This window comes from Parendozoicomonas sp. Alg238-R29, from assembly GCF_947331445.1.
In the GTDB taxonomy this organism is placed as follows: Bacteria; Pseudomonadota; Gammaproteobacteria; order Pseudomonadales; family Endozoicomonadaceae; genus Sansalvadorimonas.
This window is the reverse complement of record NZ_CAMZOG010000067.1, coordinates 1-26,025: the sequence shown is the minus strand read 5'-3', so window position 1 is coordinate 26,025 and position 26,025 is coordinate 1. Positions and strand designations below refer to the sequence as shown.

At 48.0% G+C, this 26,025-nt stretch carries 27 protein-coding genes and 1 tRNA gene; 13 read left to right on the top strand and 15 right to left on the bottom strand.

The genetic code is table 11. The annotated features are described in order from the left end of the window. Window positions 1-236 precede the first annotated feature (236 nt). The 3 genes from QMA35_RS15650 (at window position 237) to pyk (ending at window position 3,699) form a co-directional block, all read left to right on the top strand. A complete protein-coding gene (locus QMA35_RS15650; RefSeq protein WP_281648093.1) occupies window positions 237-1,565 on the top strand; it encodes a Na+/H+ antiporter NhaC family protein in 1,329 nt (442 codons plus the stop codon). A 293-nt stretch (window positions 1,566-1,858) separates the two neighbouring features. Then, window positions 1,859-2,176, top strand: a complete 318-nt coding sequence (locus QMA35_RS15645) for a hypothetical protein (RefSeq protein WP_281648092.1) — start codon at window positions 1,859-1,861, stop codon at window positions 2,174-2,176. 80 nt (window positions 2,177-2,256) lie between these two features. After that, window positions 2,257-3,699 carry a pyruvate kinase gene (pyk, locus tag QMA35_RS15640; RefSeq protein ID WP_281648091.1) on the top strand — a complete coding sequence of 481 codons (1,443 nt, stop codon included), beginning with the start codon at window positions 2,257-2,259 and terminating at the stop codon, window positions 3,697-3,699. A 58-nt stretch (window positions 3,700-3,757) separates the two neighbouring features. Here the strand turns inward: pyk and QMA35_RS15635 are convergent, their stop codons facing one another. After that, window positions 3,758-4,258 (bottom strand): prepilin-type N-terminal cleavage/methylation domain-containing protein, encoded by a 501-nt coding sequence (locus tag QMA35_RS15635; protein ID WP_281648090.1) that lies wholly within the window; start codon window positions 4,256-4,258, stop codon window positions 3,758-3,760. Between the two features lie 475 nt (window positions 4,259-4,733). Beyond that, window positions 4,734-5,042, bottom strand: coding sequence for a hypothetical protein (locus QMA35_RS15630; protein WP_348650953.1), 309 nt, complete (start codon window positions 5,040-5,042; stop codon window positions 4,734-4,736). A 238-nt stretch (window positions 5,043-5,280) separates the two neighbouring features. Between QMA35_RS15630 and QMA35_RS15625 the strand changes: the two genes are divergently transcribed. Then, window positions 5,281-6,057, top strand: a complete 777-nt coding sequence (locus tag QMA35_RS15625; protein ID WP_281648089.1) for an SDR family NAD(P)-dependent oxidoreductase — start codon at window positions 5,281-5,283, stop codon at window positions 6,055-6,057. A 36-nt stretch (window positions 6,058-6,093) separates the two neighbouring features. After that, a complete protein-coding gene (locus QMA35_RS15620; protein WP_281648088.1) occupies window positions 6,094-6,852 on the top strand; it encodes a sulfite exporter TauE/SafE family protein in 759 nt (252 codons plus the stop codon). A 35-nt stretch (window positions 6,853-6,887) separates the two neighbouring features. Here QMA35_RS15620 and QMA35_RS15615 read toward each other — a convergent pair whose 3' ends face one another. Further along, window positions 6,888-7,391, bottom strand: a complete 504-nt coding sequence (locus QMA35_RS15615) for a YbaK/EbsC family protein (protein ID WP_281648087.1) — start codon at window positions 7,389-7,391, stop codon at window positions 6,888-6,890. A gap of 136 nt (window positions 7,392-7,527) precedes the next feature. Here QMA35_RS15615 and QMA35_RS15610 point away from each other — a divergent pair, with 136 nt between their 5' ends. After that, window positions 7,528-8,592 carry an ion channel gene (locus QMA35_RS15610; RefSeq protein ID WP_281648086.1) on the top strand — a complete coding sequence of 355 codons (1,065 nt, stop codon included), beginning with the start codon at window positions 7,528-7,530 and terminating at the stop codon, window positions 8,590-8,592. On the opposite strand, the gene QMA35_RS15605 is transcribed toward QMA35_RS15610, so the two are convergent. Beyond that, entirely contained in the window at window positions 8,589-8,966 is a 378-nt protein-coding gene (locus QMA35_RS15605; RefSeq protein ID WP_281648085.1) for a hypothetical protein, read from the bottom strand. The two genes, QMA35_RS15610 and QMA35_RS15605, sit on opposite strands and share 4 nt — an antisense overlap. Before the next feature lie 384 nt (window positions 8,967-9,350). Between QMA35_RS15605 and QMA35_RS15600 the strand changes: the two genes are divergently transcribed. Then, window positions 9,351-9,596, top strand: coding sequence for a serine hydrolase (locus tag QMA35_RS15600; RefSeq protein ID WP_281648084.1), 246 nt, complete (start codon window positions 9,351-9,353; stop codon window positions 9,594-9,596). Between the two features lie 9 nt (window positions 9,597-9,605). On the opposite strand, the gene QMA35_RS15595 is transcribed toward QMA35_RS15600, so the two are convergent. The 4 genes from QMA35_RS15595 to QMA35_RS15580 form a co-directional block, all read right to left on the bottom strand. Next, entirely contained in the window at window positions 9,606-11,054 is a 1,449-nt protein-coding gene (locus QMA35_RS15595; protein ID WP_281648083.1) for an NAD-dependent succinate-semialdehyde dehydrogenase, read from the bottom strand. 86 nt (window positions 11,055-11,140) lie between these two features. Then, window positions 11,141-11,656 (bottom strand): YbaK/EbsC family protein, encoded by a 516-nt coding sequence (locus QMA35_RS15590; protein ID WP_281648082.1) that lies wholly within the window; start codon window positions 11,654-11,656, stop codon window positions 11,141-11,143. 259 nt (window positions 11,657-11,915) lie between these two features. Next, on the bottom strand, window positions 11,916-15,035 hold the full coding sequence (locus QMA35_RS15585) for a multidrug efflux RND transporter permease subunit (RefSeq protein ID WP_281648081.1): 3,120 nt from the start codon (window positions 15,033-15,035) through the stop codon (window positions 11,916-11,918). Further along, window positions 15,035-16,249 (bottom strand): efflux RND transporter periplasmic adaptor subunit, encoded by a 1,215-nt coding sequence (locus tag QMA35_RS15580; RefSeq protein WP_281648080.1) that lies wholly within the window; start codon window positions 16,247-16,249, stop codon window positions 15,035-15,037. The genes QMA35_RS15585 and QMA35_RS15580 overlap by 1 nt, the downstream gene beginning before the upstream one ends. A gap of 664 nt (window positions 16,250-16,913) precedes the next feature. Between QMA35_RS15580 and QMA35_RS15575 the strand changes: the two genes are divergently transcribed. From QMA35_RS15575 to QMA35_RS15565, 3 genes are all read left to right on the top strand, one after another. Continuing rightward, window positions 16,914-17,606: a response regulator gene (locus tag QMA35_RS15575; RefSeq protein ID WP_281648079.1), complete on the top strand. Its 693-nt coding sequence runs from the start codon at window positions 16,914-16,916 to the stop codon at window positions 17,604-17,606. Window positions 17,607-17,698: 92 nt separating this feature from the next. Continuing rightward, a complete protein-coding gene (locus QMA35_RS15570) occupies window positions 17,699-19,150 on the top strand; it encodes an ATP-binding protein (RefSeq protein WP_281648078.1) in 1,452 nt (483 codons plus the stop codon). 49 nt (window positions 19,151-19,199) lie between these two features. Beyond that, window positions 19,200-19,775 carry a hypothetical protein gene (locus QMA35_RS15565; RefSeq protein WP_281648077.1) on the top strand — a complete coding sequence of 192 codons (576 nt, stop codon included), beginning with the start codon at window positions 19,200-19,202 and terminating at the stop codon, window positions 19,773-19,775. On the opposite strand, the gene QMA35_RS15560 is transcribed toward QMA35_RS15565, so the two are convergent. Continuing rightward, window positions 19,759-20,514: a lipopolysaccharide kinase InaA family protein gene (locus QMA35_RS15560; protein ID WP_281648076.1), complete on the bottom strand. Its 756-nt coding sequence runs from the start codon at window positions 20,512-20,514 to the stop codon at window positions 19,759-19,761. The genes QMA35_RS15565 and QMA35_RS15560 overlap by 17 nt on opposite strands. Window positions 20,515-20,592: 78 nt before the next feature. On the opposite strand from QMA35_RS15560, the gene QMA35_RS15555 reads away from it, so the two are divergent. Next, complete coding sequence (locus QMA35_RS15555; RefSeq protein ID WP_281648075.1) at window positions 20,593-21,030, top strand: Mpo1-like protein; 438 nt, start codon at window positions 20,593-20,595, stop codon at window positions 21,028-21,030. On the opposite strand, the gene QMA35_RS15550 is transcribed toward QMA35_RS15555, so the two are convergent. Then, window positions 21,024-21,488: a VanZ family protein gene (locus tag QMA35_RS15550; RefSeq protein ID WP_348650954.1), complete on the bottom strand. Its 465-nt coding sequence runs from the start codon at window positions 21,486-21,488 to the stop codon at window positions 21,024-21,026. The two genes, QMA35_RS15555 and QMA35_RS15550, sit on opposite strands and share 7 nt — an antisense overlap. 31 nt (window positions 21,489-21,519) lie before the next feature. Between QMA35_RS15550 and QMA35_RS15545 the strand changes: the two genes are divergently transcribed. After that, a complete protein-coding gene (locus tag QMA35_RS15545) occupies window positions 21,520-22,548 on the top strand; it encodes an MBL fold metallo-hydrolase (protein ID WP_281648073.1) in 1,029 nt (342 codons plus the stop codon). A 5-nt stretch (window positions 22,549-22,553) separates the two neighbouring features. Here QMA35_RS15545 and QMA35_RS15540 read toward each other — a convergent pair whose 3' ends face one another. The 5 genes from QMA35_RS15540 to QMA35_RS15520 all read right to left on the bottom strand — a co-directional run bounded on the left by QMA35_RS15540 (window position 22,554) and on the right by QMA35_RS15520 (window position 25,800). Then, window positions 22,554-23,348 carry a hypothetical protein gene (locus QMA35_RS15540; protein ID WP_281648072.1) on the bottom strand — a complete coding sequence of 265 codons (795 nt, stop codon included), beginning with the start codon at window positions 23,346-23,348 and terminating at the stop codon, window positions 22,554-22,556. Between the two features lie 133 nt (window positions 23,349-23,481). Then, entirely contained in the window at window positions 23,482-23,685 is a 204-nt protein-coding gene (locus tag QMA35_RS15535; protein WP_281648071.1) for a DUF2788 domain-containing protein, read from the bottom strand. A 196-nt stretch (window positions 23,686-23,881) separates the two neighbouring features. Then, window positions 23,882-24,490, bottom strand: a complete 609-nt coding sequence (locus QMA35_RS15530; protein WP_281648070.1) for a YjaG family protein — start codon at window positions 24,488-24,490, stop codon at window positions 23,882-23,884. Window positions 24,491-24,502: 12 nt separating this feature from the next. Beyond that, window positions 24,503-25,069 (bottom strand): elongation factor P-like protein YeiP, encoded by a 567-nt coding sequence (gene yeiP, locus QMA35_RS15525; RefSeq protein WP_281648069.1) that lies wholly within the window; start codon window positions 25,067-25,069, stop codon window positions 24,503-24,505. An 83-nt stretch (window positions 25,070-25,152) separates the two neighbouring features. After that, window positions 25,153-25,800 carry an HAD hydrolase-like protein gene (locus QMA35_RS15520; RefSeq protein WP_281648068.1) on the bottom strand — a complete coding sequence of 216 codons (648 nt, stop codon included), beginning with the start codon at window positions 25,798-25,800 and terminating at the stop codon, window positions 25,153-25,155. A 148-nt stretch (window positions 25,801-25,948) separates the two neighbouring features. Here QMA35_RS15520 and QMA35_RS15515 point away from each other — a divergent pair. Beyond that, window positions 25,949-26,025, top strand: a tRNA-Arg gene (locus tag QMA35_RS15515).

Genomic DNA, 26,025 nt, shown 5'->3' with positions numbered 1-26,025 from the left:
CAACGGGTTTGAATATCCATTTATTCATAGAGCTTGACGCCACTGCAACTGGATGTTCGATTCTATCTTGATTGACGCTTTAAGTCCGACAGGCTGCTAGCTCCATCTCTTCTGAGCTATTGTTTGAAGAATGTCTTAATTTGAATGCAGTGGCGGGTGCTTCCGGGAGAGACGCCTACAATGTTCCTCTTAATCTATTCCTATCGCATTCTTTATAAAAACGGTTCACTCAAGGCATGAATTCCACCCCTGCGGCCAATGGTCTGGCCATGCTACCCCTCTGTGTTTTCGTCGTGATCTTTTTCGGCGGTGGCTTGTACCACTATTTTCAGGGGACGGAGTATGCCTTTTACCAGATAAAGGCTCCTGTAGCAGTACTGCCTGCCATGGTCGTTGGCGTGTTGTTGGCCAGAGGTGCACTGGAAGATCGTATCCATCCCTTTCTGAAAGGTGTGGCCGATATCAATATCGCCACAATGTGTATGGTGTTTCTTCTGGCTGGTGCTTTCAGTCAGGTCACCAGTGCTATAGGTGGCGTTGATGCAACAGTAACTATGGGGCTAAAACTCCTTCCCGCACCTTTTCTCTTGCCGGGCTTGTTTCTGGTTTCAGCATTTGTAGCCACAGCTATGGGAACATCCATGGGCACGGTAGCGGCCATTGCTCCGGTAGCTGTTGGAATTGCAGACAGTACCGAACTTGGCGTCAGCCTCTGTGTTGGCGCGGTTGTGGGGGGGGCTATGTTCGGTGATAACCTGTCGATGATTTCAGACACCACTATCGCTGCAACCCGCACCCAGGGCTGTGATATGCGGGACAAACTGCTGTTTAATTTTCGTATTGCCCTGCCAGCGGCGCTGATAACGATTGCATTGCTGTTATCTCTTGGGCAGGGCAGGGAAACAGTTCATTCCGATGTTGAGAGCCCCTGGCTGGTGCTGCCCTATATTGTTGTTCTCGGGTTGGCTGTTAGTGGTGTTAATGTGCTCGCTGTGTTGATGAGCGGCATTGTGTTTTCCACAGCTCTTGGAATTGTTCTTGGTGATTACAGCCTCAGTACTGCTGGTGATGATGCCTACCGCGGTTTTGAGGGCATGATAGAGATTATGGTGCTCTCAATGTTTATTGGTGGCTTAAGTCGCATGATGACAGAAGGCGGTGGTAAAACCTGGTTAACAGCTGTTGCTCGTAAAATATTCTCCCATGGGGGACAGCTGACCGGGCGCTCCGCTGAACTGGGCATTGCGATGTTGGTTTCTGTCTGCAATCTCTTTACGGCCAATAATACTGTGGCAATTCTGGCTTCCGGAGAAGTAGCGAGGAATTTGAGTGAGGAGGCTGATATTGATCCTCGCCGGTCTGCCAGTTTATTGGATATTTTTTCCTGTGTTGTGCAAGGCACTATTCCCTGGGGGGCACAGATTCTTCTGGCTGGCTCTATTGCTGGTGTATCTCCTCTGGATATTGCTAGCGCAGTTCACTATGTATGGATTCTGGCGGTTGTGGCTTTACTGGCAATTGCCACCGGCTTTCCAAAGATACGAAAAAAAATACCCACTGTTTAACCTGCATAAAAACCGTTGCCGGAACCTTTTCTGGCACACCAATTTCTAAGGGCATCGTTGTAGAAGTGGTGTGTGGCAGAGTATGTATAGATCGTTGTCTTTTGTGTCGGGAATGTTGCTGTGTGTTCAGTGTATGTTGTCATCTGCAGTCGTTGTTGCGAACTCTGGTCTGGCGTTGGTGAATAGAGCTCGTGCTGCAAATAATTTTCCTGTTTATAAACCTCAGCAATAGCTGGAGGCCGCTTCGGCAGCTCACTGTGAGTATGCTCGGATAAACAACCAGTGTGGCCATTATGAACAGTGTGAGCTGGACTTTTCGTACAAGAACAAATCCACAATCGTTATCTGATAGTGAAGAGCCCTTAATTGTTGAGACGCAGGATGACGTTATTCATGTACTTGCAGGTGAACCAGTCACTTTGATTCTGGAACCGGAAGAGCTCGAGATTCCTCATCGAATAGTCAGTGTTAGCGCACCGGGGAAAAATATAACTTTTGAAGCCCTGAATGTCTTTCGATTTACCCCTTTGGTGGCAGGAACAATCACAGTGCTTTATGACAATGAGACTTCACGGGATATTCAGGTGCAGATCAGGCAAACAGAACTGTAACGAAGATGTTGTAGATTTCATTGTGATGTTGTTAAACACAGTTATAGTCAATAAAAGCCATCTGGAATTGAGTGATTGGAATGGAATCCTTAAAACGCACAAAAATTGTGGCGACCCTCGGCCCGGCAACAGATTCCGATGATGCGCTGGAAAAACTGATTCTGGCCGGGGTCAATATTGTCCGGCTGAACTTTTCCCATGGTGAGCCAGACGATCACCGTCGTCGAGCCAGCAAAGTTCGTGAAATTGCTACACGTCACGACAAAGCTGTTGCCATTCTTGGAGATTTGCAGGGGCCAAAGATTCGTATAGGCCGTTTCAAGGATGGCCCAGTCATTCTTAATCCAGATGATGAGTTTGTGCTGGATGCCGGGTTGGATTCCTGCTCTGGAGACCAGGAAAGCGTAGGGCTTGATTACCGGGCATTACCAGATGATTGCAACCCGGGAGATATATTGCTGCTGGATGATGGTCGTCTTTCGTTGAATATTGAAGGTATTGATGGAGACAGAATCTTTTGCCGGGTTATCAATGGTGGGCAGCTTTCTAACAATAAAGGGATTAACCGGCAGGGCGGAGGCCTGTCTGCGCCAGCATTAACAGAAAAAGATTTGGCTGATATTCAAACGGCGGCAGACATTGGTATGGATTATCTCGCTGTTTCATTTCCCCGGTGTGGTGCGGATCTGGATCAGGCCCGTAAGTTGCTTTCTGAAGCGGGTGGCACATCCGCAATTGTGGCAAAAATTGAAAGGGCGGAAGTCGTTCGTTCTGTTACACACCTGGATGAAGTTATTCTGGCATCGGATGCGGTCATGGTTGCCCGTGGTGATTTGGGGGTAGAGATTGGCGATGCTGAGCTGGTGGGAGTGCAAAAGCAGATTATTCATCAGGCTCGTCTCTACAACCGCCCTGTGATTACGGCAACCCAGATGATGGAGTCCATGATTACCAGCAGCCTGCCAACCCGGGCGGAAGTGTTTGATGTTGCCAACGCTGTTCTTGATGGCACGGATGCGGTCATGCTTTCTGCAGAAACAGCTACGGGTGATCACCCAGACAGTGTTGTGACAGCTATGACCCGAATTTGCCTGGGAGCAGAAAAACAACCCGCGGCGCAGGTTTCTACGCATCGTATTGATTGCAACTTTACCCGCACCGATGAAGCCATTGCCATGGCCACTATGTATACCGCTAATCATATGGATGAAGTCAAAGCAATTGTTTGCCTGACGGAATCTGGTAGTACGCCGTTATGGATGTCTCGCATTAACTCTGCACTACCAATTTTCGCTTTAACTCGTTCAGAAGCCACTCGCCGAAAGGTAGCTTTGTATCGAGGCGTTGAAGCTTTTTTGTTTGATCCCACGAGTATGAGCAATGGTTCTGAGGTGAATATGGCGGCTACTGCGCTGTTAAAAGAGCAGGGGTTGTTATCGGAGGGAGACCACATCTTGATGACTAAGGGCGATACTCTGGCAGTTGTTGGAGAAACCAATACCCTGAAGATGCTAACAGTTTAGGGGTATGAAAAACCCCATCGGAGCAGTGGGTGTTCAAGTATTTAATCAGCCTGGAAATTTAAAGGGCGTTCAACTCAGCATTAACGTTAATAGTATCGCAGCCAGGCGGTAATGCGCCGGTATCAATCGATGATGAACCTCCCCAGATGCCGCAAAAGAATACCAGCTCTCCATCCACAACCTTGGCGCCCATATGAATAGAGCGCATGCCCCGATGTGGTGCATCAATAAGTGTTTCCTCCAGAGCCACTGCTATCCAAACTTTATCACCGTCAGAGGCTGATCCGTTGTAGTTGTAATGCTTGTTCTCGATATATTCGGAGTCGGAGTCAACAAAAGCATCTTTGGGTACATCCCGAACGGCAGCAGGGTAGGCACCATTGGTAGCCCAGGACTCATAGAGGTCAGTCTTCATGTCTTTGAGAAAGATGACCGATTCCGAGATTTTTGCCCGAAGGGTATAGCTTTGGTATGCGGGTACAGCGATAGCAGCAAGGACGCTAATAATTGCCACAACAATCATAAGTTCTATAAGCGTGAAACCTCTGTTCCCCTTCATTTTGGTGGAGCCTCCATATCAGGTAGTCTGAATATCTATCCTATTCAGACTAGCAAAGGGCTATGGGGGATCAACCAAGAGATCGTTTAGAAACTATGAAGACTGTTTCAGCCAACTTATGACCTGACCGACCTGACCGGTTACAGCAATGTTAATATTCGGGCGCCCAGCCCATGGATTATAACTATACTTCAATTTATTTCTTTTATGCATAAGCATCTTGCCGCGGTATTGCTCTTCGCAAAGGACTCTTCGTTGACCTGTTTCTGTTTCAAACCTCTCAGGGTGAAGGGCGCAGGCAATGGCTGAAGAGTCATGAACGTGATAATCGTCGATAGTGTAATGGTTTTGGTAAAAGACCAGAGAGTGCTGGGTAATATCTTTCAGGAACTGACCTTTGAATAGCTGTGATTCAATCGGTTAGCGGAAGGTGTTGTGTGCCGGACTATGGGATGCTTTTCTCAGAAGTGCGCTGTTATGTATCAATAGAGAAGTAGACACCAAAACCGCTGCCAAAGTAAGGTGCACTGCCTATTTGCCAGAACAGCCAGGACAAGCACTCCGCTTTCTTGGAAGGTTCTTTTGGTAACAGGGCACCAAATTTTTCCGCCAGATAAAGAAGAATAGAACCGGACTCAAAAACGCGAGTGGGTTTTGTCGTGCTGTGATCAATCAGTACAGGGGTTTTGAAGTTGGGATTGGCTTCTACGAATTCTGGTTCGAACTGATCACCTTCAGTAATACGAATAAGGTGAGCGTCGTATTCTGCTTCTTTTATTCCCATAGCCAAACACTCTTACAGCATCACGGTCACTTTTACGCCATTGTGTGTGAATGTAGAAAACTCTATAGGGGTAACCACTGAGGAAAACAAGAGCTGAAGACCTGCTGTTTATCAAAGCCCATGCATGTTTGCAGAAAACATAAGTTATGCAGCTTACAGTGAGCGTTTGCGTTAATGGCAATGCCTGTTTTTCCTCTAGAATAGCGATTCTTAAAATAACAACGAGCGGGAGTCGAATATGGATTTACAAAATAAAGTTGCCGTTGTCACCGGAGGCGCGTCAGGCCTTGGGCAGGCAGCATGCCGGGCACTGGTGGCTAAAGGTGCCAGGGTTGTTATTTTCGATCTGAATGAACAGATGGCACAAGCTACTGTTGAAGAGCTGGGTTCAGACAATGCCCGCTATGCCGTTGTTAACGTAACCGATGAAGCTTCTGTTGAAAGTGGCCTTGATCAGGCGATGGAGGCGTTTGGTGAACTCCATATTGTTGTGAACTGCGCCGGTATCGGCCCTCCTGCCAAGGTGATTGACCGTGAAGGCAATCCTCTGCCTTTAGATAACTTTAAGAAAATTGTTGATATCAACCTGTTCGGAACATTCAATGTTCTGCGATTGGCTTCTGCCAGAATGCAGCATAACCAGCCCTTTAATGATGACCACGGCCGTGGCGTGATTATTAACGTAGCCTCGGTTGCGGCTTATGATGGTCAGATTGGTCAGCCAGCTTATGCCGCTTCTAAAGCCGGTATTGTGGGTATGACTCTGCCGATTGCCCGTGAATTTTCCCGCTATGGAATTCGGGTGAATACAATCGCACCAGGATTATTTATGACGCCATTGGCCGCATCCTTACCCGAGGCGGCTATTGAATCTCTCAGCAATAGCGTGGAATATCCCAAGCGCCTGGGTCACCCCGACGAATTTGCCAATCTGGTTGTCTGCATGGCAGAGAATGACTACTTCAATGGAGAAACTGTTCGTCTTGATGGTTCTATCCGTATGGCGGCGCGTTAATAAATAGAATAAACACCTGAGTAAGGATGTCCGGGAATGTATGAGCTGACACTGGTTAATGGTATTGCGCTTTTGCTGGCAGGAGTGGTTGCGGGCTTTATTAATACAATTGCCGGTGGCGGCTCTATGCTGACCCTTCCTGCTCTGATGCTGCTAGGTATGCCAGCGGATATCGCCAACGCGACTAACCGGGTTGGGGTGATGTTTCAGTCCATTACTGGTCTGAAAGGTTTCCATAAGGAAAAGAAGCTTGATACTGGCGCTATGGTCAGCATTGTTGTGCCAACTCTTATTGGCTCTGCAGTGGGGGCAGTGCTGGCATCCTGGTTACCGGTAGACGTTCTTAAGCCGGTTCTCCTTGGCTCTATGGTGGCCATTGCTTTGGTGATGGTAATGAAACCCTCCACTATGAGGCCGACGGGTGAACATGTCAGAACCATTACTTCTCATCCCCAGGCTGCAATCGGGTTATTTCTTGCTGGTGTGTACGGCGGTTTTTTACAGGCTGGTGTTGGTTTTATGTTGCTGGCCGCTCTTGCTGGCAGTCTGCGTTATGATCTTGTGAGAGCCAATGCCCTGAAGATCCTCTGCACCGGTGCCTTTACGGCAGTGGCTCTGGGAATCTTTATCTGGAATGACCTGATACTTTGGGTTCCTGGATTAATCCTTGCACTGGGGAGCTCTGTGGGCGCGCATTTTAGCGTAAAGTTCGCGGTAACAGCTTCACAGAAAACATTGAGCTGGATCTTGTTTGTCATGGTTTTACTGGCTTCTGGCGCGGCTTGGTTTAGCTGAACAGAACAGGGCGTTGTCAGCGCCCTGACTCAGTATTAAAAAGCATCAACGTCTATTTCTTCATTTCTTTCCGGTCGGCTAATTTGGTCGTGTCTGGCGTTGCTGGCCAGCTTGCGGAAGGTATCACCGGAAACATGCACCAGTGTTTCGTGATCACCGGCCTCCAGATACACATCCGACGAGCTGAGAAAACGATCATCCCAGATCATCTCCATATTAAAGGCCTCTCCCATTGCCGGAATCGCTCCGGTTTTGCAGTCTCTGAAACGGCTGATCAGTTCATCTTCTTCAGCCAGCTTTAAAGGCGTATCAACAATATCCTCAATGACTTTCATGTGCAGACGGCGGTTAGCGGGGATAACCGCCATCAGGTAATTATCAACGGGATCTTTCAGTACCACGGCCTTAGCCACGGTTCTGCTAGGGATGTGTGAAGCAATTGCGCTTTGAAAGGCGCTGGTGCTGCGGGTGTGGGCGATGGTGTCGTAGCTGGCTTTTTTCTGAGTCAGGTAACGGCTGAGGTTCTGTGACATAGTCATGGCGGCTGCTCTCCTGAAAGCAATTAATCACAGGAGTAGCCATGAGTATAGTGGAGGGATATGTAGTTCAGTGCCTGAGGAAAAATAACACCTATAATTTTTTAAACTATAAAATTCAATTCAGGACTTTTGGCTCATGGATGCAGCTGAACAACCCGACGCAGACGCCCACTCAGAAAAAGGTTCTGACAAAAAGTCTTCTGACAAAAAGCCTTCTGACAAAAAGCCTTCTAAAAAACTTCTGAACACCTGTATTTATCAGGGTTGCAAAGAACTTTGCCTGCCAGAAAAAACAGTGTGCTTTTGGCATGATCCTGATGCTGACAAAAGTGGCGATGATATCAAGGATCGTCTGGAAAAAATGGCCCGTGAGGGGAAATCTTTAGCCGGGTTCCGCCTTGCACGGGCCAACCTGGAAAATATTGACCTTGGTGGCAGAGAAGGTTGTGGTGGTCCGGATATGAGCAATATTGATTTGTACCGCGCTAACCTTCGCCATGCACACCTGTTCCGCACCAATCTTCATGGAGCTCGGTTGTTGAAAACCGATCTTTCAGGGGCCACGCTGAATTTCGCTAACATGTCGGAAGCCAACATGCTGGGTATTCGCCTTGATTACTGCCGTATGGCTCATGTGGAATGGGGTAGAACGCTTTATCAGGAAAGGCAGCTGTCACAGAAGCAAATTAAAAGAACAGCGGATCAAAAGCATATCCTGTTCGGTGAAGCTGAAGAGGTGTGCCGAAATGTAAGAAAAAGTTGTGAAGCCCACGGCCTGTTCGATGAATCCGGGTACTTCTTTTATAAAGAAATGGTATTCCGTCGTTATCAGTATCCGCTGGGTTCCTGGCAGAGGTGGATGTCGAAAATTGTCGACATGCTTTGCGGTTATGGGGAAAAACCCCTGAGGGTGTTTGCTTTTTCCACAGTGCTGGTGACATTGTGTGCGTTGTTTTATTTCCTTTCTGGCATGATTTCTGGAGGCAATATCATTCGCTTTGAACCCAGCAGCAGCCTGAGCGCTAACATAGATGCTTTGCTTGATTCCCTGTATTTCAGCATGGTGACCTTCACAACGCTGGGCTATGGCGATATAACGCCCATGGGGCCGTCCCGAACATTGGCGTCACTGGAAGCTTTTATCGGTAACTTTTGTCTTGCGCTGTTTGTTGTAGTGTTTGTGAAGAAAATGACTCGTTAGGCCAGATTAGGTTCACAGGAGCCCGCAGCCAAATATCTCACTCCACGATACACCAGCCCATCACTGTCAACTCTGTTGGGATATTCGTTGGAAACATCAACACCGTAGTAGGTATAGTAGAAGCCGTCTTCGGTCTGTACCCAGTCCGGGTAAGCAATATTGTTGAAATGAACGTGGCAGGGTCCTTGAGCGATCAGCTCGGGGAGAGGTGGAGACGGGATACGTGCAGGGTCGGTCACATCCATAAGGTTGTAACAGATTAACCCGAGAATAATTGAAGCCGACAGGGCAATTATATAATTGCCTTCCATTGCTGAAAGCAGGGCGATCAGTAACGCAACAATCGGGGTTATCAGACGATACAGAAAACGCATGACTTTTTCTGGCTGGCGTACCTGAAATCCAGCCCTCCTTTTTGACCCAGGCTGAATATACCACAGTACAAGAACGCAAAATTTTGCGAGAGATCAGTTTCTGAAACGCTCTGTGCCCTCAGAGTGTAAAGTTGTATCTGTTATTTGTCAGGGAGAGTGGGTATTTTTTAAATGTCTCAACGCTCTGCCTGACGACAGAATACGGAAAGGGTATTCTGTCGCCGTGTCTACACGCCACAAAATAAAAAGGCAGTTTATGTCCTCTGGCTGGAAAACGCCCAATGCTGTTGTTAACCCTGATTTTTATTTTGGTTCTTGCGGTTGTTTTTGCACCCCGCCTGCAACGGTTGTGGAGCGTAATAACGCTTTTTAAAGAGCCGAACATTGTCGAAAACTTTCTTAATATGGATGCTTTTCTACCCACCAGTTCTGGCCATGATTCTGGTGCGTGCCACCGGCAGAACCATTACCGAGCTGCTTGAGGAAAATATCTGGAAGAAAATCGGAACGGAACATGACGCTTATTGGATTACAGACGACAATGGTGTAGAGGTTGCTCTCGGTGGTTTGCATGCCACATTGCGTGATTATGCCCGTTTTGGAATGGGAGCACTGTCGGCAGCGGTATAGCGTTCGGCCCTAATTTATTCCGCCCATGCACAGGTATTTCATTTCAACGTAGTCGTCTATACCGTATTTGGAGCCTTCGCGGCCATTGCCAGATTCTTTCATTCCTCCAAATGGTGCCACTTCTGTAGAGATAATGCCTTCATTGATGCCTACAATACCGTATTCTAGCTGCTCGCTGACTTTCCAGACTCTACCGATATCCCGGGTGTAAAAATAACAGGCCAGCCCAAACTCGGTATCGTTGGCTATGGCGATAGCTTCGTCGACAGTCGAGAAGCGAATGAGCGGAGCAACGGGACCAAATATTTCCTCCCGATAGATTCTCATATCAGGAGTTATGCCGGTTAAAACAGTAGGTTCAACGAAACTTCCTCCGAGGGCTGAAGGTTGGCCACCAGTTACGATAGTTGCTCCTTTTGCGACAGCATCTGCAATCAGGCTGAATACATTCCGGGCTGCCGATTCATTAATAAGGGGGCCAATGGTCACGCCTTCATCAAGACCATTACCTAGTTGAAGTTCTTTTGTTGATTTAGTCAGTCGTTCGACAAACTCATCATAAACAGTGTCTTGTATCATTATGCGATTAGCGCAGACACAGGTTTGGCCAGAATTGCGATATTTGGAAGCAAGGGCACCGACAATTGCGGCATCAAGGTCTGCATCATCAAACACAATGAAAGGCGCATTACCTCCTAACTCCATAGATGTGCGTTTAACGGTTTCGGCACACTGTTTTATCAGCTGTTTGCCGACTGGAGTGGAGCCGGTAAAAGTGACTTTGCGCACTTTAGGGTTAGAGGTTAGCTCAGCTCCGATCTCTGCAGTATTTCCCGTGACAATATTGATAACACCGTCAGGAATGCCAGCCTGTTGTGTCAGTTCGGCAATAGCGTAGGCAGACAAAGGTGTTGCGTTGGCAGGTTTGCAGACAACTGTGCAACCAGCAGCAAGAGCCGGGCCGATTTTACGAGTTAGCATAGCACTGGGAAAGTTCCAGGGAGTGATACAGGCAACAACACCGATGGCTTCCCGGGTGACAACAATTCGCTGATCACTTTTAGGTGCAGGCATAACATCGCCGTAAATTCGCTTGGCCTCTTCAGCAAACCATTGCAAAAAGCTTGCGGCGTAAGCGATTTCTCCCCGGGATTCCGCAAGAGGCTTGCCTTGTTCTGCGGTCATCAGGCGGGCAAGAGATTCCTGATTTTCCATCATCAGATCATAGAGCTTGAGAAGGAGGGCAGAGCGTTCTTTTGCTGTTTTATTTCTCCAGTCATTTAATGCTCTGGAAGCGGCCTCTATAGCTGAATGTGTTTCTTCCTGACCACAGTGAGCTACGTGACCAATAGTTTCACCGGTAGCCGGGTTACACACAGACAGAGTGGCTTTTGAAATAGCATCTGACCACTTGCCATTAATAAAGTACTTTCCGCTTAGGGAGGATGTGTCGTACATAATATGTGGAGTTCTGATCTGTTGGTGTTTTTCACCTACTTATTGGCAGCTTGTTCCCATTGACGGGGCTAGGCAAGAGTTGCCTGTTAAATGTCTGAGTTGGTCGCTGAACACTTGTACGCGTCCAGGTCTTCAGGGGCACAGCTGATAGTGTCGTGAATCTGGTCTTGCATGAGTTTTTGGTACTGTTCCCTGTGCATGTGAACCAGTTCCCGGTGATTTCCGCCTTCCAAATAAATATCTGTTACCGAGGAAAGGTTGTTATCACAGGCAGTCATCATTCCCCATGGCTGGCCCATAGCTGGGATGGCACCAGGTTTACAGTCAGTAAACAGAGCCTGCAGGGTATCTTCTTCAACCAGTTTCAGATGCCGGTTCAGATTGCGATTCAGCCAGTTGAGCATCAGTTTGTTATTGGATGGCATAACCGCCATTAATAACCCGCGATCATCTTCAAGTACAACCGCTTTTGCCATTGTCCGTATAGGAATACAGGCACTATGGGCCGTATCAAGAGCACCTTCCGCATAAGGGTGAGAAACAACGTCGAAGTTTATTTTACTGTCTTCAAGAAATTCTGAAAGACGTTTGGCGATGGTCATGTGAAAGCTCTCAACGGAAATACCGAACCGCTGGTCAAGTATATGCAAGCTGTCAGATATCGCTGGGGCTTTTGCGATTTAATTTGATTTTTTCTCTCATCGTTTAGGTGATTTGAAAAAAAGTTTTCACATCTATACGGGGTGGAGTGATATCCGGATATTCTGGCAGGGGTAATTGGGGGAGGCAGGGTAAAAGATGGGCAGAACCCAGCATTGGAGCTGGGTTCTTTGTTGTCAACGCAGATTGTTTTTACAAGCGTTATTCCTGAATATGCTCCAGTCCGTCTTTGGCTTTCTCCCGCATTCCCTGAATAATCCGGTAGAGAATTGGAGTCATCAGGGTGCCGATAATAGTGGCCGCCAACATACCACAGAGTACAGTCATACCCAGTGATACTCGACTTGCGGCACCAGGGCCAGTCGCCACAACCAGTGGCAGAATACCCAGAACAAAGGACAGTGCTGTCATCAGTACAGCCCGGAAACGCAGACTAGCTGCTGTCTGGGCAGCATCCATGATGCTCAGTCCTTCCTCCCGCTTGGACATAGCGAATTCCACGATCAGGATAGATGTTTTCGCAGCTATACCTATCAACAGCACCATACCTATCTGGGCATAAATGTCGTTCACCATATGGGTAAGGGTCATGCCCAGCGCTGAACCAAAGACCGCAATCGGCACCGAGGCGATAACTGCGAAGGGAATATTCCAGCTTTCGTACTGTGCCACCAGGAACAGGTAAACAAACACAATAGCCAGAGCAAACAGGATAGGAGCAAGGCTGCCTGCTGTAATCTCCTGCCGGGTTTGGCCCGCCCATTCGAAGGTGTATCCATCGGGAAGGTTATCTGCCAGCTCAGTCATCACCCGGATAGCATCGCCAGTACTGTAACCCGCAGCTGCTTCACCATTAATAGTGGCTGAACGATACAGATTGAACCGGTTAATGGATGTCGGCCCTTGAATTGGCTTCATGGAAACCATGGTGGATAGCGGAACCATTTCTCCGGCGCTATTGCGTACGTAGTAGTTCTGTAGATCTTCCGGTTTGCTTCGGTATAGGTTTTCGGCCTGCATAATTACCTGATAAATACGACCAAAGCGGGTGAAATCATTGATATACAGGGAGCCTAACTGCGCCTGTAGAGTGAGGTAAACATCAGAAATGTTAACCCCCATAGATTTCATCTTGTCCCGATCCACTTCAAGGAAATGTTGGGGAACATTGGCCCGGAAGGTACTGAATACCCGGTTGAGCTCAGGCTGCTGATTGGCTTCATAAATCAAACCATTGAGTACCTGAGCCAGCTCTTTGGAATCCCGACCCATGGTGTCCTGCAGGCGGAAGTCAAAACCACTGGTTGAGCCAAGGCCGGGAATGGGTGGCATTTCAAAAGCAAAAGCTTCCGCGTCCTGCAACGCCCAGAGCATTCCCTGCAAACGGCCAACGATAGCTGTCGGCTGCATATCTGGGGTTGTGCGTTCATCCCAGTCTTTGAGAATAACGATACCCAGGCCGTTATTGGAACCAGCCCCACCCAGAAGACTAAAACCTGTAACCCCGATGTAGTTCTGGACGGCCGGATCTTGTCTGACCATATTGGAAATCTTGGCCATGACATCATCGGTACGGTTAATCGAAGCTGCGTCAGGAAGTTGCAGATTTATGAACAGGAAGCCTTGGTCTTCATTAGGCACAAAACCTGTTGGCAGTTCTTTCAACAGGTAACCGGCGGCCGCTAGAATAACGAGGAACAGCACACCAATGCGGGTTGCTCGTTTCAGCATCCAGCCAACACCTGCCTTGTAACCACCAGTCATTCGGCTAATAAACTGTTCCAGCGGTTGCATAAAACCAAGATGTTTCATCTTGTCTGCTCTCAGCAATGTTGCACAGAGAGCCGGGCTGAGGGTTAAAGCGTTTATAGATGAAATAACCACAGCCACAGATATAGTGACTGAGAACTGTTTATACAGCGTTCCGGTGATACCCGGCATAAAACCAACAGGTACAAATACTGCCAGCAGTACCAGAGTGGTGGCGATAACCGGCCCGGTGACTTCCTTCATGGTAACCCGGGTTGCTTCCACCGGATGCATACCATCGGATATATGCCGTTCAACGTTTTCGATAACGACGATGGCATCATCCACCACCACCCCGATAGCCAGTACAAGGCCGAACAGGGATATGGTGTTAATGGAGTACCCGAGCACATTCATAATAGCGAAAGTGCCCACAAGGGAAACCGGGATTGCCAAGGTTGGTATCAGGGTCATCCGGAAGTTCTGCAGGAACAGGAAAACCACCAGAATAACCAGAGCAATGGCCTGGAACAGGGTTGTTCTTACCTCCTCAATGGAGCGGGAGATGAAGTCTGTGGTGTCGTACAGAATGGAGTATTCCAATCCCTGAGGGAAACTCTGGGAAAGACGTTCAACCTCTTCACGAATACTCTGCGCTACCTGTGTGGCGTTGGCAGAAGGCAGCTGATAAGCCACCAGGAAAGCGGTAGGAGCTCCATCAAGTCGCGCTTCTCCAGAGTAAGATTGCGTACCAAGTTCAATTTTAGCGATATCCCGCAGACGGACAATCGATCCATCAGCGTCAGCACGAATAATGGTATTACCAAACTCGGCTTCTGTTTTCAGGCGCCCCTGACTCTGGATAGTGTACTCAAACTGCTGATCTGGAAGGGTTGGCCCCTCACCAAGTTTACCAGCGGCAACAATCAGGTTCTGTTCCTGCAGGGTACTTTGAACATCAGTAACCGTGATATTAAGGGCATGCATGCGATCGGGGTCAAGCCAGATGCGCATACTGTAAGTCTGCGCGCCCATGACCTCCATTTTACTGACGCCGGGAACCCGGGTCAGTGGCTCGCTAAGGTAATTACTGGCGTAATTACTCAGGAACATGTTGTCGAAAGTGCCATCGGGGGAGTACAGGTTGATACCGAGCAGCATATTGGAGGACTGCTTGAGCACACTGATACCCTGGCGGCGAACTTCTTCCGGTAGTTTTGGCTCGGCAAGAGATACCCGGTTCTGGACGTTGACCTGAGCAATGTCATCATCAATACCAGATTTGAACGTCACCGTTATTGTTGCGGAACCATTGTTACTGGCCGTGGACTCGATATAAATCATGTCCTCAGCGCCGTTTACCTGTTCCTCAATGGGGCGAATAACCGACTCTTCAACAACCTGGGCACTGGCGCCTGGGTAAACAGCGGTAATCTGCACCTGTGGAGGGGCAATTTCCGGATACATATTCACTGGCAGGGTAAACAGAGAAAGTAAACCGGCCAGTGTGATAACGATCGATATAACAAAAGCGAATTTGGGTCGCTTTATAAAAAAGTGACTGAACAGCATTATTGCGCCTCACTGCTCACATCAGAGGTTTTTTCCCCGGCTTTTACGTGCTGGGGGGCACTGAGGGTTCCGGTTGTGGTATTGATGACTTTCAAGGTTGGGTTAACAATCACGCCGGGTCTGACTTTCTGAAGGCCTGCCACAATAATTTTATCACCGGCTTGGAGGCCAGATGTTACAACCCACATGGGGCCGATACGACGACCTGTTTGAATAATACGGGTTTCAACTTTGTTTTCCTGATTCACTATCAGAACAAATCGGCCTTGCTGGTTTTCCTGAACTGATGCCTGAGGAATGAGGGGCATGTTTTCTTTCTTGGTACTGTCTACCATCAAAGTCACATAGAGACCCGGCAGCAGGAGTTTGTCAGGGTTTGGGAAGGTGGCTCGCAGGTTAACGGTACCGGTAGTTTCATCCACTTTAATATCAGCAAAATCAAAGGTGCCTGGTTCCGGGTAAGTACTGCCGTTAGGGAGTTTCAGAGACAGGTCAAATTCGCTGTTGGTGTCGCCATCACGACCGTGGGTCTGCTGGTAGCTGATTAGCTCTTTTTCATTAATCTGGAAGTTGACATACATTGGATCCAGCTTAATGAGCTCAGCCAGTGCAGGGCTGCTTGGCCCTACCAGATTGCCCACACTGTAAGTAGCCTTGCCTACACGACCGGAAAATGGTGCGCGAATCTCTGTATAGGACAGATTAATACGAGCTGTTTCCAGCTGAGCTTTGGCAGCTTCGACATTGGCTTTGGCTTGGGCTTCCATGCTGATCAGTTTATCCAGATCTGACTTACTAATATGACCTTGTGGAAACAGTTCTTTACCACGCTTAAGATCAGCTTTGGCCCGTATTTCTTCGGCCTGTGCGCTGCTGAGGTTGGCTTTGGCCTGACTCAGGGTTGCTTTAAAAGGTGCCTGATCGATCAGGAATAACAGTTGATCCTTTTGAACGGTTTCCCCTTCAATAAATCCTCTTTTCTCAATAAAACCTTCTACCCGAGCCCGGAGAGATACAGCCTCGCTGGCTTCAGTCCGGGCAACAAACTCACTGTACTGACCAACAGGCTCTTCGTTTACGGATATCACCGAAACAGAAGGCGCTGGCATTTGCCTTTGCTGAGCGGATTGCTGGTTGTCCGAACAGCCAGACAGCAGTACCAGACCAAACAGCACTGAAGCCGTTTGCAGGGGTAGTGTTTTCAATTTCCACATAGCGGTTCTCAATGTCTACAGGTATCCCTTTCCGGGAGAGCATTTTTAAACGTTAGGTAATTGTCGTGTAATGCCGGTGGTGGTACTGATCAAAGCACAAAGCCTCCGACTGTCATAGGGTTGTATCCCTGACTCAGAGGTAGGTTGAAATTTTTATAATTTCCTTATGTCAACAGAACCTGGTTTCGCCGATGAAACAGATGGTTATGGCAACAGGCGTTTCAAATGAGGCTACGGCAATCAATCAGGCAAGTCTAGCAGGCGTCCGAGGTTACAAAAGAGAAAATGCCTAGCCTCTGATTCTGGTCAATTGGATTAGAAGCGTATCTCACATTCTTCTGTGTACAGGGATGAAAATAATAAACGGATCTATGCGCAAAAGTGTGCTGAATGTGTATCGATTTGTCTTAAGTAGGGGTATATACAGTAAGGAATGTCTAAATAATGAAGGCAGGTTTCATATTTTTTGTTGTAGTGGACTCCCGAATGATGACCTCGGTCAACACTCCTTACGCTTGACCAATTCTTTACAGAAAATAGAGACACTGAAAAGAATGGCTGCATAGAATGATGGCATAGTCGTTCTAATACTTGTTTATGGCTGACGTTTTACGCAGTTGTTACAGGTTTTGCTTTCTCTTTTTGTTGTGAAGTGTCCTGCATCATGATCGATATCCTTCTTGTAGATGACGACCTGGAACTGTGTGAATTGTTGGTTGAATTCCTTCGTACCGAGGGATATCAGGTCACAGCCGTAAACGATGGTGTTGAAGGGGTTGATGCCGCTTTGAGTGGAACCTTCTCCATGGTTCTTCTTGATGTGACTCTGCCCAAGCTTAATGGTTTTGAGGTGCTCCGAAATATTCGTCAACGCTCTCAGGTTCCGGTGTTAATGCTCACTGCCCGGGGAGATGATGTTGATCGTATTGTCGGGCTGGAAATTGGCGCTGACGATTATCTTTCCAAGCCGTTTAACCACCGTGAGCTGGTTGCCCGGATGAAGGCTATTCTGCGCCGGGTTCGCTCGCCAGAAGATAGTGATCGTGGCCGTCGCAAGGTTCTGAAGATTGATAATCTGACCCTGAATCTGGCCAATCATGAAGTGATGCTGGGTGAAGAAGTGCTGGATATCACCGCGACAGAGTTTATCGTTCTGAAAACTCTTATCGATAAAGCCGGTGAGCTGGTTACCCGTGATGAACTGACCCATGTAGCCCTTAACCGTCGTCTGATGCTTCACGATCGCGCTATTGATATGCATGTCAGTAATTTGCGCCGCAAAATTGGTAACAAGCCCGACGGGCGCCCACGTCTGAAAACTGTTCGGGGCTCCGGGTATTTTTACATAGCAGACTGATTTGTTTTGTTGAGAACAGATTGCTGCCGATCAAAGCTGGCGCGTGCACTTTAACAAGTGACGCGCCGTTTTTGTGTTTTACCAGGTGAATAATGACAACTGCACAAACAGGGACCGTGAGCGACTCACGAGATAAACTGCAATTTCTGAAAGGGTTTTATCGCAAAATCTTACTTTGGTTCTGGCTGGCGGCTGCGCTGTTACTGGGAGCTGTTCTGGTGACTGCTTCAGTTACTGTTGCTCCTAAAGACTCCACTCCAACCCGTGAAGCCCTTTATGCAGACCTCGCCAAAAATGCTGGGCTGATCAGGCGGCATATGTTAGCAGGGCACAGTGTCACCGAGGCACTGGACGCTGTTGAGAGTCGGGAAGGTTTTCCAGATCAAGTGTCACTTGTCCTGGTTAGCTCGGAAGGAAGTTGGATCAGCTACCGGCAAAACCCAGATTACCCAATGCTCAAGGTTGCCAGAGATATGCTGAAGCAGTCTCAGCCGGAAGTGGCCAATATTTCTAATCTTGTTGTTGTTGGCCCTTGTCGTATTTCTGTAAGCGACAGCGAATGGCAGTTGCTGATGCTTTGGCAGAGCAAGGTACTGCTCTGGAGTCGACTGTATTATATTGTCAGCACGCATCCGATACTTATTGTTATGGCGCTGCTAGCCAGTGCTTTTCTCTGTTTTCTGCTGGTGGCTTCTGTTATCAGCCCTCTGCGGATTTTGCAACGCAGGGTGCGGCAACTGGCTGTTGGTAATCTGCAGGCCCGTATTCCTGAATACCTTACCCATCGAAAAGATGAGGTGGGTGAGCTGTGTCGTGATTTTAATGGTATGGCTGAACGGCTTGAGGTGATGGATCAGACGAAGCAGCGCCTGCTTAGGGATGTCTCCCACGAGTTGCGTTCACCACTCACCCGCATGCAGCTGGCATTGGTTCTGGCCCGTAGTAAGGCGGGTGATCTGGCTGTTAATGAACATGAACGCATGGAGCGGGATATTGGTCGTCTCAATGACATGATTGGACAAATTCTGCAGTGGTCTCGAATGATAACAGCGGCTTCTGATAAGTCTCGTGAATCGTTCAGCCTGGATCGTGCGGTACGTGAGCTGGTAGATAATGCCGATTTCGAGGCTGCGGTTTGTGAAAAGTCTGTTGTTCTTATGCGCTGTGATCACTGTGTGTTCTATGGGGACAGGGAGTGGCTGATCAGTGCTATTGAAAATATAGTCCGAAACGCTATTCGCTTCTCTCCCAAAGATGGTCGGGTTGAGTTACGTATGCGCAGTATGGCTGATGAAGTGATTGTTGATATTCGGGATTTTGGCCCTGGCGTTCCTGATGACGCCATCAGTCACCTGTTTGAACCGTTTTATCGCGTCGATGAAACCCGTGGCGGAGACAATAGTGGAACCGGACTGGGTATGGCTATTGCCAAAGCGGCGGTGGATGGCCATAAAGGGACGATTCAGGCTGAGAATGCTAATCCTGGATTACGTATCAGTATTCACTTGCCGATAAGTCTGCCAGAAGAAAACAACAGTCCCTAAACACGATATACTCCTTCGTGAAAATTAAGAATAGACGGGGGAGTTTTCTATGCTGAGTCATATCCGGCGAAGTTTTTTTGCCGTTTTTATATTGCTGGTACTGTCAGCCTGCTCGGATTCCCGTGATTTCTCGTTAACTCAGGATGAGTTTCAGGCCATTGTTAATGAAGGGTTTCCCGACCCTCAGATTGTTACAGTTGATCTCCCCGCGACAGCACGTGCGCATCTTTATCTGCAAACGCCGGAAATTCACTTTGGAGACAGCCGCAAATCCCTGAACTGGATTATGCCCGGTGAAGTGGATGTGGATTTTGCTGGTAAGTTTTCATCCGGCCCTATGTCGCTGGTTCTGGAAGGGACCAGTGAACTGAACATCCGTGAAGGTGAAAAGGCTGTCTTTCTGGATAAGGTGAAAATATCCAGCAAGGATATTGCGGTGAAGTCGGATCTGGTGCAAATGCTCGTGTTGGAAGCACTGGCAGATATCGTCGCTAAACGGCTGGATAATTTGTTGTTGTTTACCGTGACTAAAGATTCCCCCCTCGCAGACATTATCTCCGTAAAGGGGGCAGGCTATCGCATAGAGCCAGACAGCATTATCTTTTCAGTTAAGGCTGATAAATAATTCTCTTCTCCAGCCTGGCCCTGAGAGTTTTTTCCTGTGCTACAGGGCCAGCAGCCATATAGCTGTCGACAAAAAACTGCCGTGCTGTTTGTCCAAACTCGCCAGCATGTCGAAGGAAGCAATCCAGATCTTTCAGCCGCATTCTGCTTTTTAGTGGATCTCGCCGAGCCTTCTCAAGGTCTATCATGCGCACCTCTGGCTTGTTTTCATGAAAGCGAACGAAGACATGATTAGGATAGAGGCAATAGTGCGCCAAGCCCTTGCTATGCATGAGCCATGTGGCTTCGGCTAATTCTTTTAATGCCAGCAGTGTTTTCTGCTCATTGCCTGCCCGGCACAAAGACCACATATCTTGATAATCGTCGAGTGCCTGAGTAATCAGAATAGCCTGATGGTTGCCGTCTTCGATTCTTTCGCCATAGTAGACGGGCGTTAGGGTTGGGATATTGTGTTTCCGAAAAGCGACTATGCTCTGTACTTCCCGAAGATAGGTAGGAACCCCGGATAGTGGATGTAACAAGGTTCGGGTGTTGTGGTTTTCCTGTCTCTTTACAAATAGAGGGGGGATGTTAGTGTCTGGTAATTCCAGGCGGGAAACGCCGCTCCAGCCTTTTCGTCTGTGGTTAGGAGGCTCAATCCAATCACGCTCCAGATTCCAGAATGCATCAAAATCAACAAGTCCAGCCTTTAATAATTCGGCTTTTAGGGATGAATCAAAAAAACAGTTCTTGGAAGGCATTTAGATTTTGCGCAGATAAAAACCCTATAATAATCGTGTGCGTTCTAGTGGAACAACTTTTTCTTGTAGGTAGATGTAATGAAGACAGTTGATCAGTGGCTGGAAGAATATGGGGAAAGCCACCAAAACCCGACAAACAAGTTAATTCACTGGTTTTGCGTACCGTTGATTACATTCTGTGTCATAGGGCTGTTCTGGTATCTCAGTCCTCTGTTTGCTATTGCCTTTATGGGTTTCGCTTTATTCTTTTATGTCCGCCTTTCCTTGAAGCTGGCTCTGGCCATGATGGTTATGGTTGTGATTATGCTCGGGTGTGTTCTGGAATTACAGCGTATGGGGTCAGGTGTTCTGCTCTGGACAACGCTGAGCATTTTTGTGATCTCATGGGTTTTCCAGTTTATCGGGCATCATATTGAAGGGAAGAAACCCTCATTCCTGAAGGATGTTCAATTTCTGTTGATTGGCCCTCTTTGGGTCATCTGCTTCCTTTTCCGCCGCCTGGGTATTCGTTATTGATCCCAGCGCAGTCGCAGAATTGGCAGATATTTGAGTGCCGGAACCAGAACTACATAAACTCCTTGTCCCACGATATCTGCAATTAGGTCATCCAGCGCGAAGGTGCGAAGTGGGTGGAAGCTTTGCGCAATCTCAAGTCCCAACCCGTAGCTGGTTAGCCATACTGTTTTTTTCCAGTTCCACTGTGTATCTGGCCATGCCGCATCAATGATTCCTGCCAGTGTGAAAAACGCCGCAACATGAAGTATTTTGTCACCAAGGGTTGCCAGAGGTACCTGTTCTGGGGGAATCAAAGCAAGAGTTGTGATCACAATAAGGGTTACCGGCAAACAAAACCGAGCGAAGCGTTGGTATGTTTCTTTGGTCGGGTACAGGTTGTGGGGGAATGCCGTTTTATTCGGCTGGTTGTTATTGTTAAGCATCGGTAAGCTAGTTTTACAAAAAAAATAATATGTGATTTATGCAGTATAAGAGGCGAGGGTGCCAGTTGTGGAGACAAGACACGGTCAATTTATCAAGGTGTGTCTGGTTTTACTTGTTTTGATGAACGTGAAAACAGGGATTGCCGCCTACAAAGGGGTGGCCACTGATCACTTTGATGGGAACCGGTTTGATAACCAGATTCCAACAAAAGACAAAGGCCTGATCGATCTGATGCGGTGGCGCTTTAATCGAGAGGTTGTTGGCTCTTGGGCTGAAAAAGCAGTCCTTAAGCCGGATGTTATTCCTGTTGTTAATCAGGGGGTGCGGGCAACATTTATCAATCATGCCACTGTTTTGGTGCAGATGGATGGTTTGAGTATTTTGACGGATCCCATCTGGTCGGAGCGTGCCAGCCCCGTTTCATTTGCAGGTCCGAGGCGTTATCACCCACCGGCTCTGTCAATGGATGAGCTTCCGCCTATTGATGTGGTGGTGATTTCCCATAATCACTACGACCATATGGATTTGCCAACTCTACGGGAGCTGGAGGCGCGGTTTCAGCCTCATTTTATTGTGGGGCTTGGAAATTCAGAGCTGCTGCGGGAGGAAGGGCTGACACATATTACCGAGATTGACTGGTGGCAGAATGTTCAAATAAATGACAAAGTTGTGATCACTGGAACCCCCGCTCAGCATTGGTCTACTCGTAACCGACTGGATATAAACAAAAACCTTTGGCTTGGGTTTTTGATAAAAGGGGAGAAACAGGTTTTTTTCCCGGGTGATACTGGGTTGGGGCCACACTTTAAACAAATTTATAACCGCTATGGGTCTGTTGATCTTGCCCTGTTGCCAATTGGTGCTTATCTACCCCGATGGGTTATGAAAGATAATCACATGTCGCCAGCAGACGCGGTTGAAGCCTATGATCAATTACAAACAAAGGCCGCAATGGCGATTCATTTTGGGACCTTTGATCTGGCGGACGATGGTCAGACAACAGCGGCAGATGAATTAAAACGCATTCTTCGTCAGCAGCCCGGAAACCGATATTTTACGGTACCAGAACCGGGCTCGGTTATGACAATTAAATAATGGTTTTATTCTGATTGACTGTCTGAGATCTGTTGCACAGGAGAGTCTTCTCGCCTGTCTGGCAGCTTTGATAGCAGATTGTCAAAACACGTTGTGGTTGTGTCTCTGTGACCAATATACCTTTCGGGGGATGTGTCTCTTTCGGTGTGCTGGCAAAGAATCTTAACCATATCTGCTACAGTGTGAGAGCCGCTCATAACGGGAATACTGTGATTGATTGCTCTTGTCATATAGCGATCTCGAAAGGGCGCGTGAATCTTGTGTTTCATGGTGTGTGCCCGGCTCGAATTGCCCGGTATTTTTCTGTTTTCCTGACCGCGGCTCAGAATATGCTCCGACGCGATTAACCTGCATTGATCTCTCAAACGTTTGGTAAATCGCCGGTCTCCCAGCCCTTTTCCACGCTGAGCCTCTGTTAGTGGTATGGAATGTTCCCAGTTGAGACGACTTTTTCTGAGCCTTGCCAGTTGAAGGTTCTGCTTACCGAGAATGCTTTTGAGTGGTGGGCGCTTTGTGGCTATTCGGTCATTGAAAGTGTTCTCATGAAGCTGCCAGCGTGTTATTTCAGCAAGATGTTCATCCATCTTACGATGGTTGTCTTCGTCTGTAGTCTGATCAAACCGGGGTAATAAGTTCTGGCTGCCACTGCATATTGTTAGTCTTTTAGGGCCAAGTCTGCCAACCATTTCTGGCCGTTTTGGCGTGGAGAGTATTTGGTCATCAGCAATATCATGGCTTTGAGCCGAAGATGCAGGTGATGTGACTGCTTGTGGTGAGATGGTTGCTAGGGCGTTTTCCATAGGGTTAAACCTCAATAATAAAGAAGTATTGACCTACTATTGACCTACAAAGATGGAAAACTCACATAACGGCTTGCTCAGTAGTACTGACACTTTTCATCAGTCAGGTCGTGTGTTCAGGGTAGTGAGGTGCTCACCCGATGCCCAAATTCATGGCGATAATCTTTTTAATGGCGAAACCCAGAACGCCGAAGCCAAGTGTGCCAAACAATATAAAGGAACCGAATTTTCCGGCGTTATGTTTGCGGGCGATATCCCAGACAATAAATCCCATAAATAAAATAAGACCAGGGATGAGTATGGTCAGCATTAACTGTTCGAATTCGGCAGTGTCCACCTGTAACTCCTATGAACTTCTTTCAGGCAGGAAGGATTGTATAGGGAAAAGCTGAGGTGTGCATGGGCGTCGTGCAGAGGCAGTTAATGACGTATTTCACCTTCTGGCGATTACCAAATAAGCCAGAAGGTGTAATGACTATGGAGAAAAAATATTGGAGGCGCCTTGGGAAAAAGCGCCTTGGGAGGAGAAAGGCTTAGCCTTCCAGACTGATGCCCAACTCGCTGATGCCATCATTCGTGGCAAGAAGGCGAAGGCTTTTTTTCATGTCCTGGTTTGGTTTGCTTCGAGCCAGGGTGGCGACCGCTTCATCAATAAAATCTAAGTGCTGAAGGGTTAGAGGGTGCTGCTCGATATATTGATTCAGCTCAACACCCTTCAGGTCCGGTACTTCAACCTGAGAAAGGAATCTACCAATTGTTGACAGTGACAGGCGGGCGTTGCTTAGTGCGTCATCCTGGGATGGATTCATGGAGCAGTGAACGGCCGTTGTTAACGAAACAATGGCATCCAAGGCCGGATAAACACCATACATATCAAACTGGCTGACATCGGGGGTCTGGTCTTCCAAGCGCTCCAGAAGTCGTTCAAAATTTTTCGCAGATTGCTGGCCGGCTACGTGATCCCAGAGCATATTCAGGCAATGGTTTAGTTCAGAGGAATCTCCAAACTCGGTGACGCTGGAAAAGAGCGCATAGTTTGGCCAGCTGCGCTGGGCAATCGCTGTGGCGAGAGCTGTTAACTGCCAGAGTTTAAACTTCCTGGTGGCTTTCGCCAGATCATTTAGGTTTTGTGAGTCTGTCAATGTTTACTTCCCTCAGGCGCGAGACATAAATTTGCCTGTTTCGGTATTGATCTTGATGTTTTCCCCTGGGGCCAGATATTCCGGCACCTGAACTTCCAGACCTGTAGCCATACGTGCTGGTTTTGTACGGGCTGCGGCTGTTGCGCCTTTAATCACTGGCGTAGTATCGACAACCGTCATAATCACAGACTGCGGCAGTTCAATGGCTAAAGGCTGATCGTCAACGATGAGTACGGATAAACCTTCCATGCCGTCCAATAGATATTCCAGCAATCCTTCCAGTTCTGATTCGCCCAGGCTGTACTGTGTGTAATTTTCACTGTCCATGAAGGTATAGAAGTCGCCGTCCTTATAAAGAAAGGACGCATCACGGCGCTGCATATCTACGCTCGGGAATTGGTCGCTACCGGTGTAGGAGCCTTCCAGCTTCCGGCCACCGGGAACCTGATTGAAGCGAATTTTGTAAAGCGTTTGAGCACCTCTGGAAGAAGGACTCTTGGCTTCAATGTTTTTGACCTGATAATAATGGCCGTTAATTTCGACGATTTGGCCTTTTTTTAGTTCATTCGCTGCCGGCATTTGGCGTACTCATATCTAAAGAGAAAGAAAGCCGCAATTATAAAGGAGTGAGGCTTTCATTGTAGGGGTGTTTTTGTTTCTGCTCAGGCGGCTTTCAGGCCGGGCAGTGTTTCAGGGTGCAGCTTGCTCAGTCGCTCGAAGGATTGGTGGCCCCGGGCAATCAGAATCAGGTCAATGCCTAATGCTTCAGCGACTTCAAAGTCGTGATCGGTATCACCAATCAGTACAGTATCCTGAGAGGGAATACCTGCCGCCCGGATAAGCTCGTGACCTCGCTCAATTTTGGAGGCTGCATGAAGGTTGTCCAGCCCATAAACATGGTTAAAGAAACTATCCAAACCAAAGGCTTTTACGTTATCAATTAATGCTTTTTCTGGCGCGGCGGAGAGAATGGATTGGGTCCATATTCCGTCGGCTATTTTGCCGGCTATCTCACGGGCATCATTATGAAGGGTAAGCTGTGGGCGCTGATTATCGTATTTGTTGTTGAACTGAATGCATAACTCGTCGAATGAAAGTTTTTCAAAGTCGAATCCCAGCCCAGAATAAAAGTCGATCACCGGATGACAAAAGCTGTCTCGATATTCGTTCAGGGTGATTTGGTTGAGGCCTTGTTCTTCGAGCATTTCATTCACAATGAAAACAACCTGTGGGGCGTCGTCTACCAGTGTGCCATTCCAGTCCCAGATGATGTGGCGGTAACCGGACAGCTTCTCAAACAGAGTCTGCATAATGTATTTCTGTTCCTGCAAGGAGAGTTAATCGCCCAGTTTCTGCTTCTTGCAGAAAATCGACAATTAGTAATCGACCTGCGTCGTACGGAATATGCGCAGTTGACTACAAAACCACTGATCTCTATAGTTCGCAACCCGTGATGCAGCGCTCATAGCTCAGCTGGATAGAGTACCTGGCTACGAACCAGGCGGTCGGAGGTTCGAATCCTCCTGAGCGCGCCA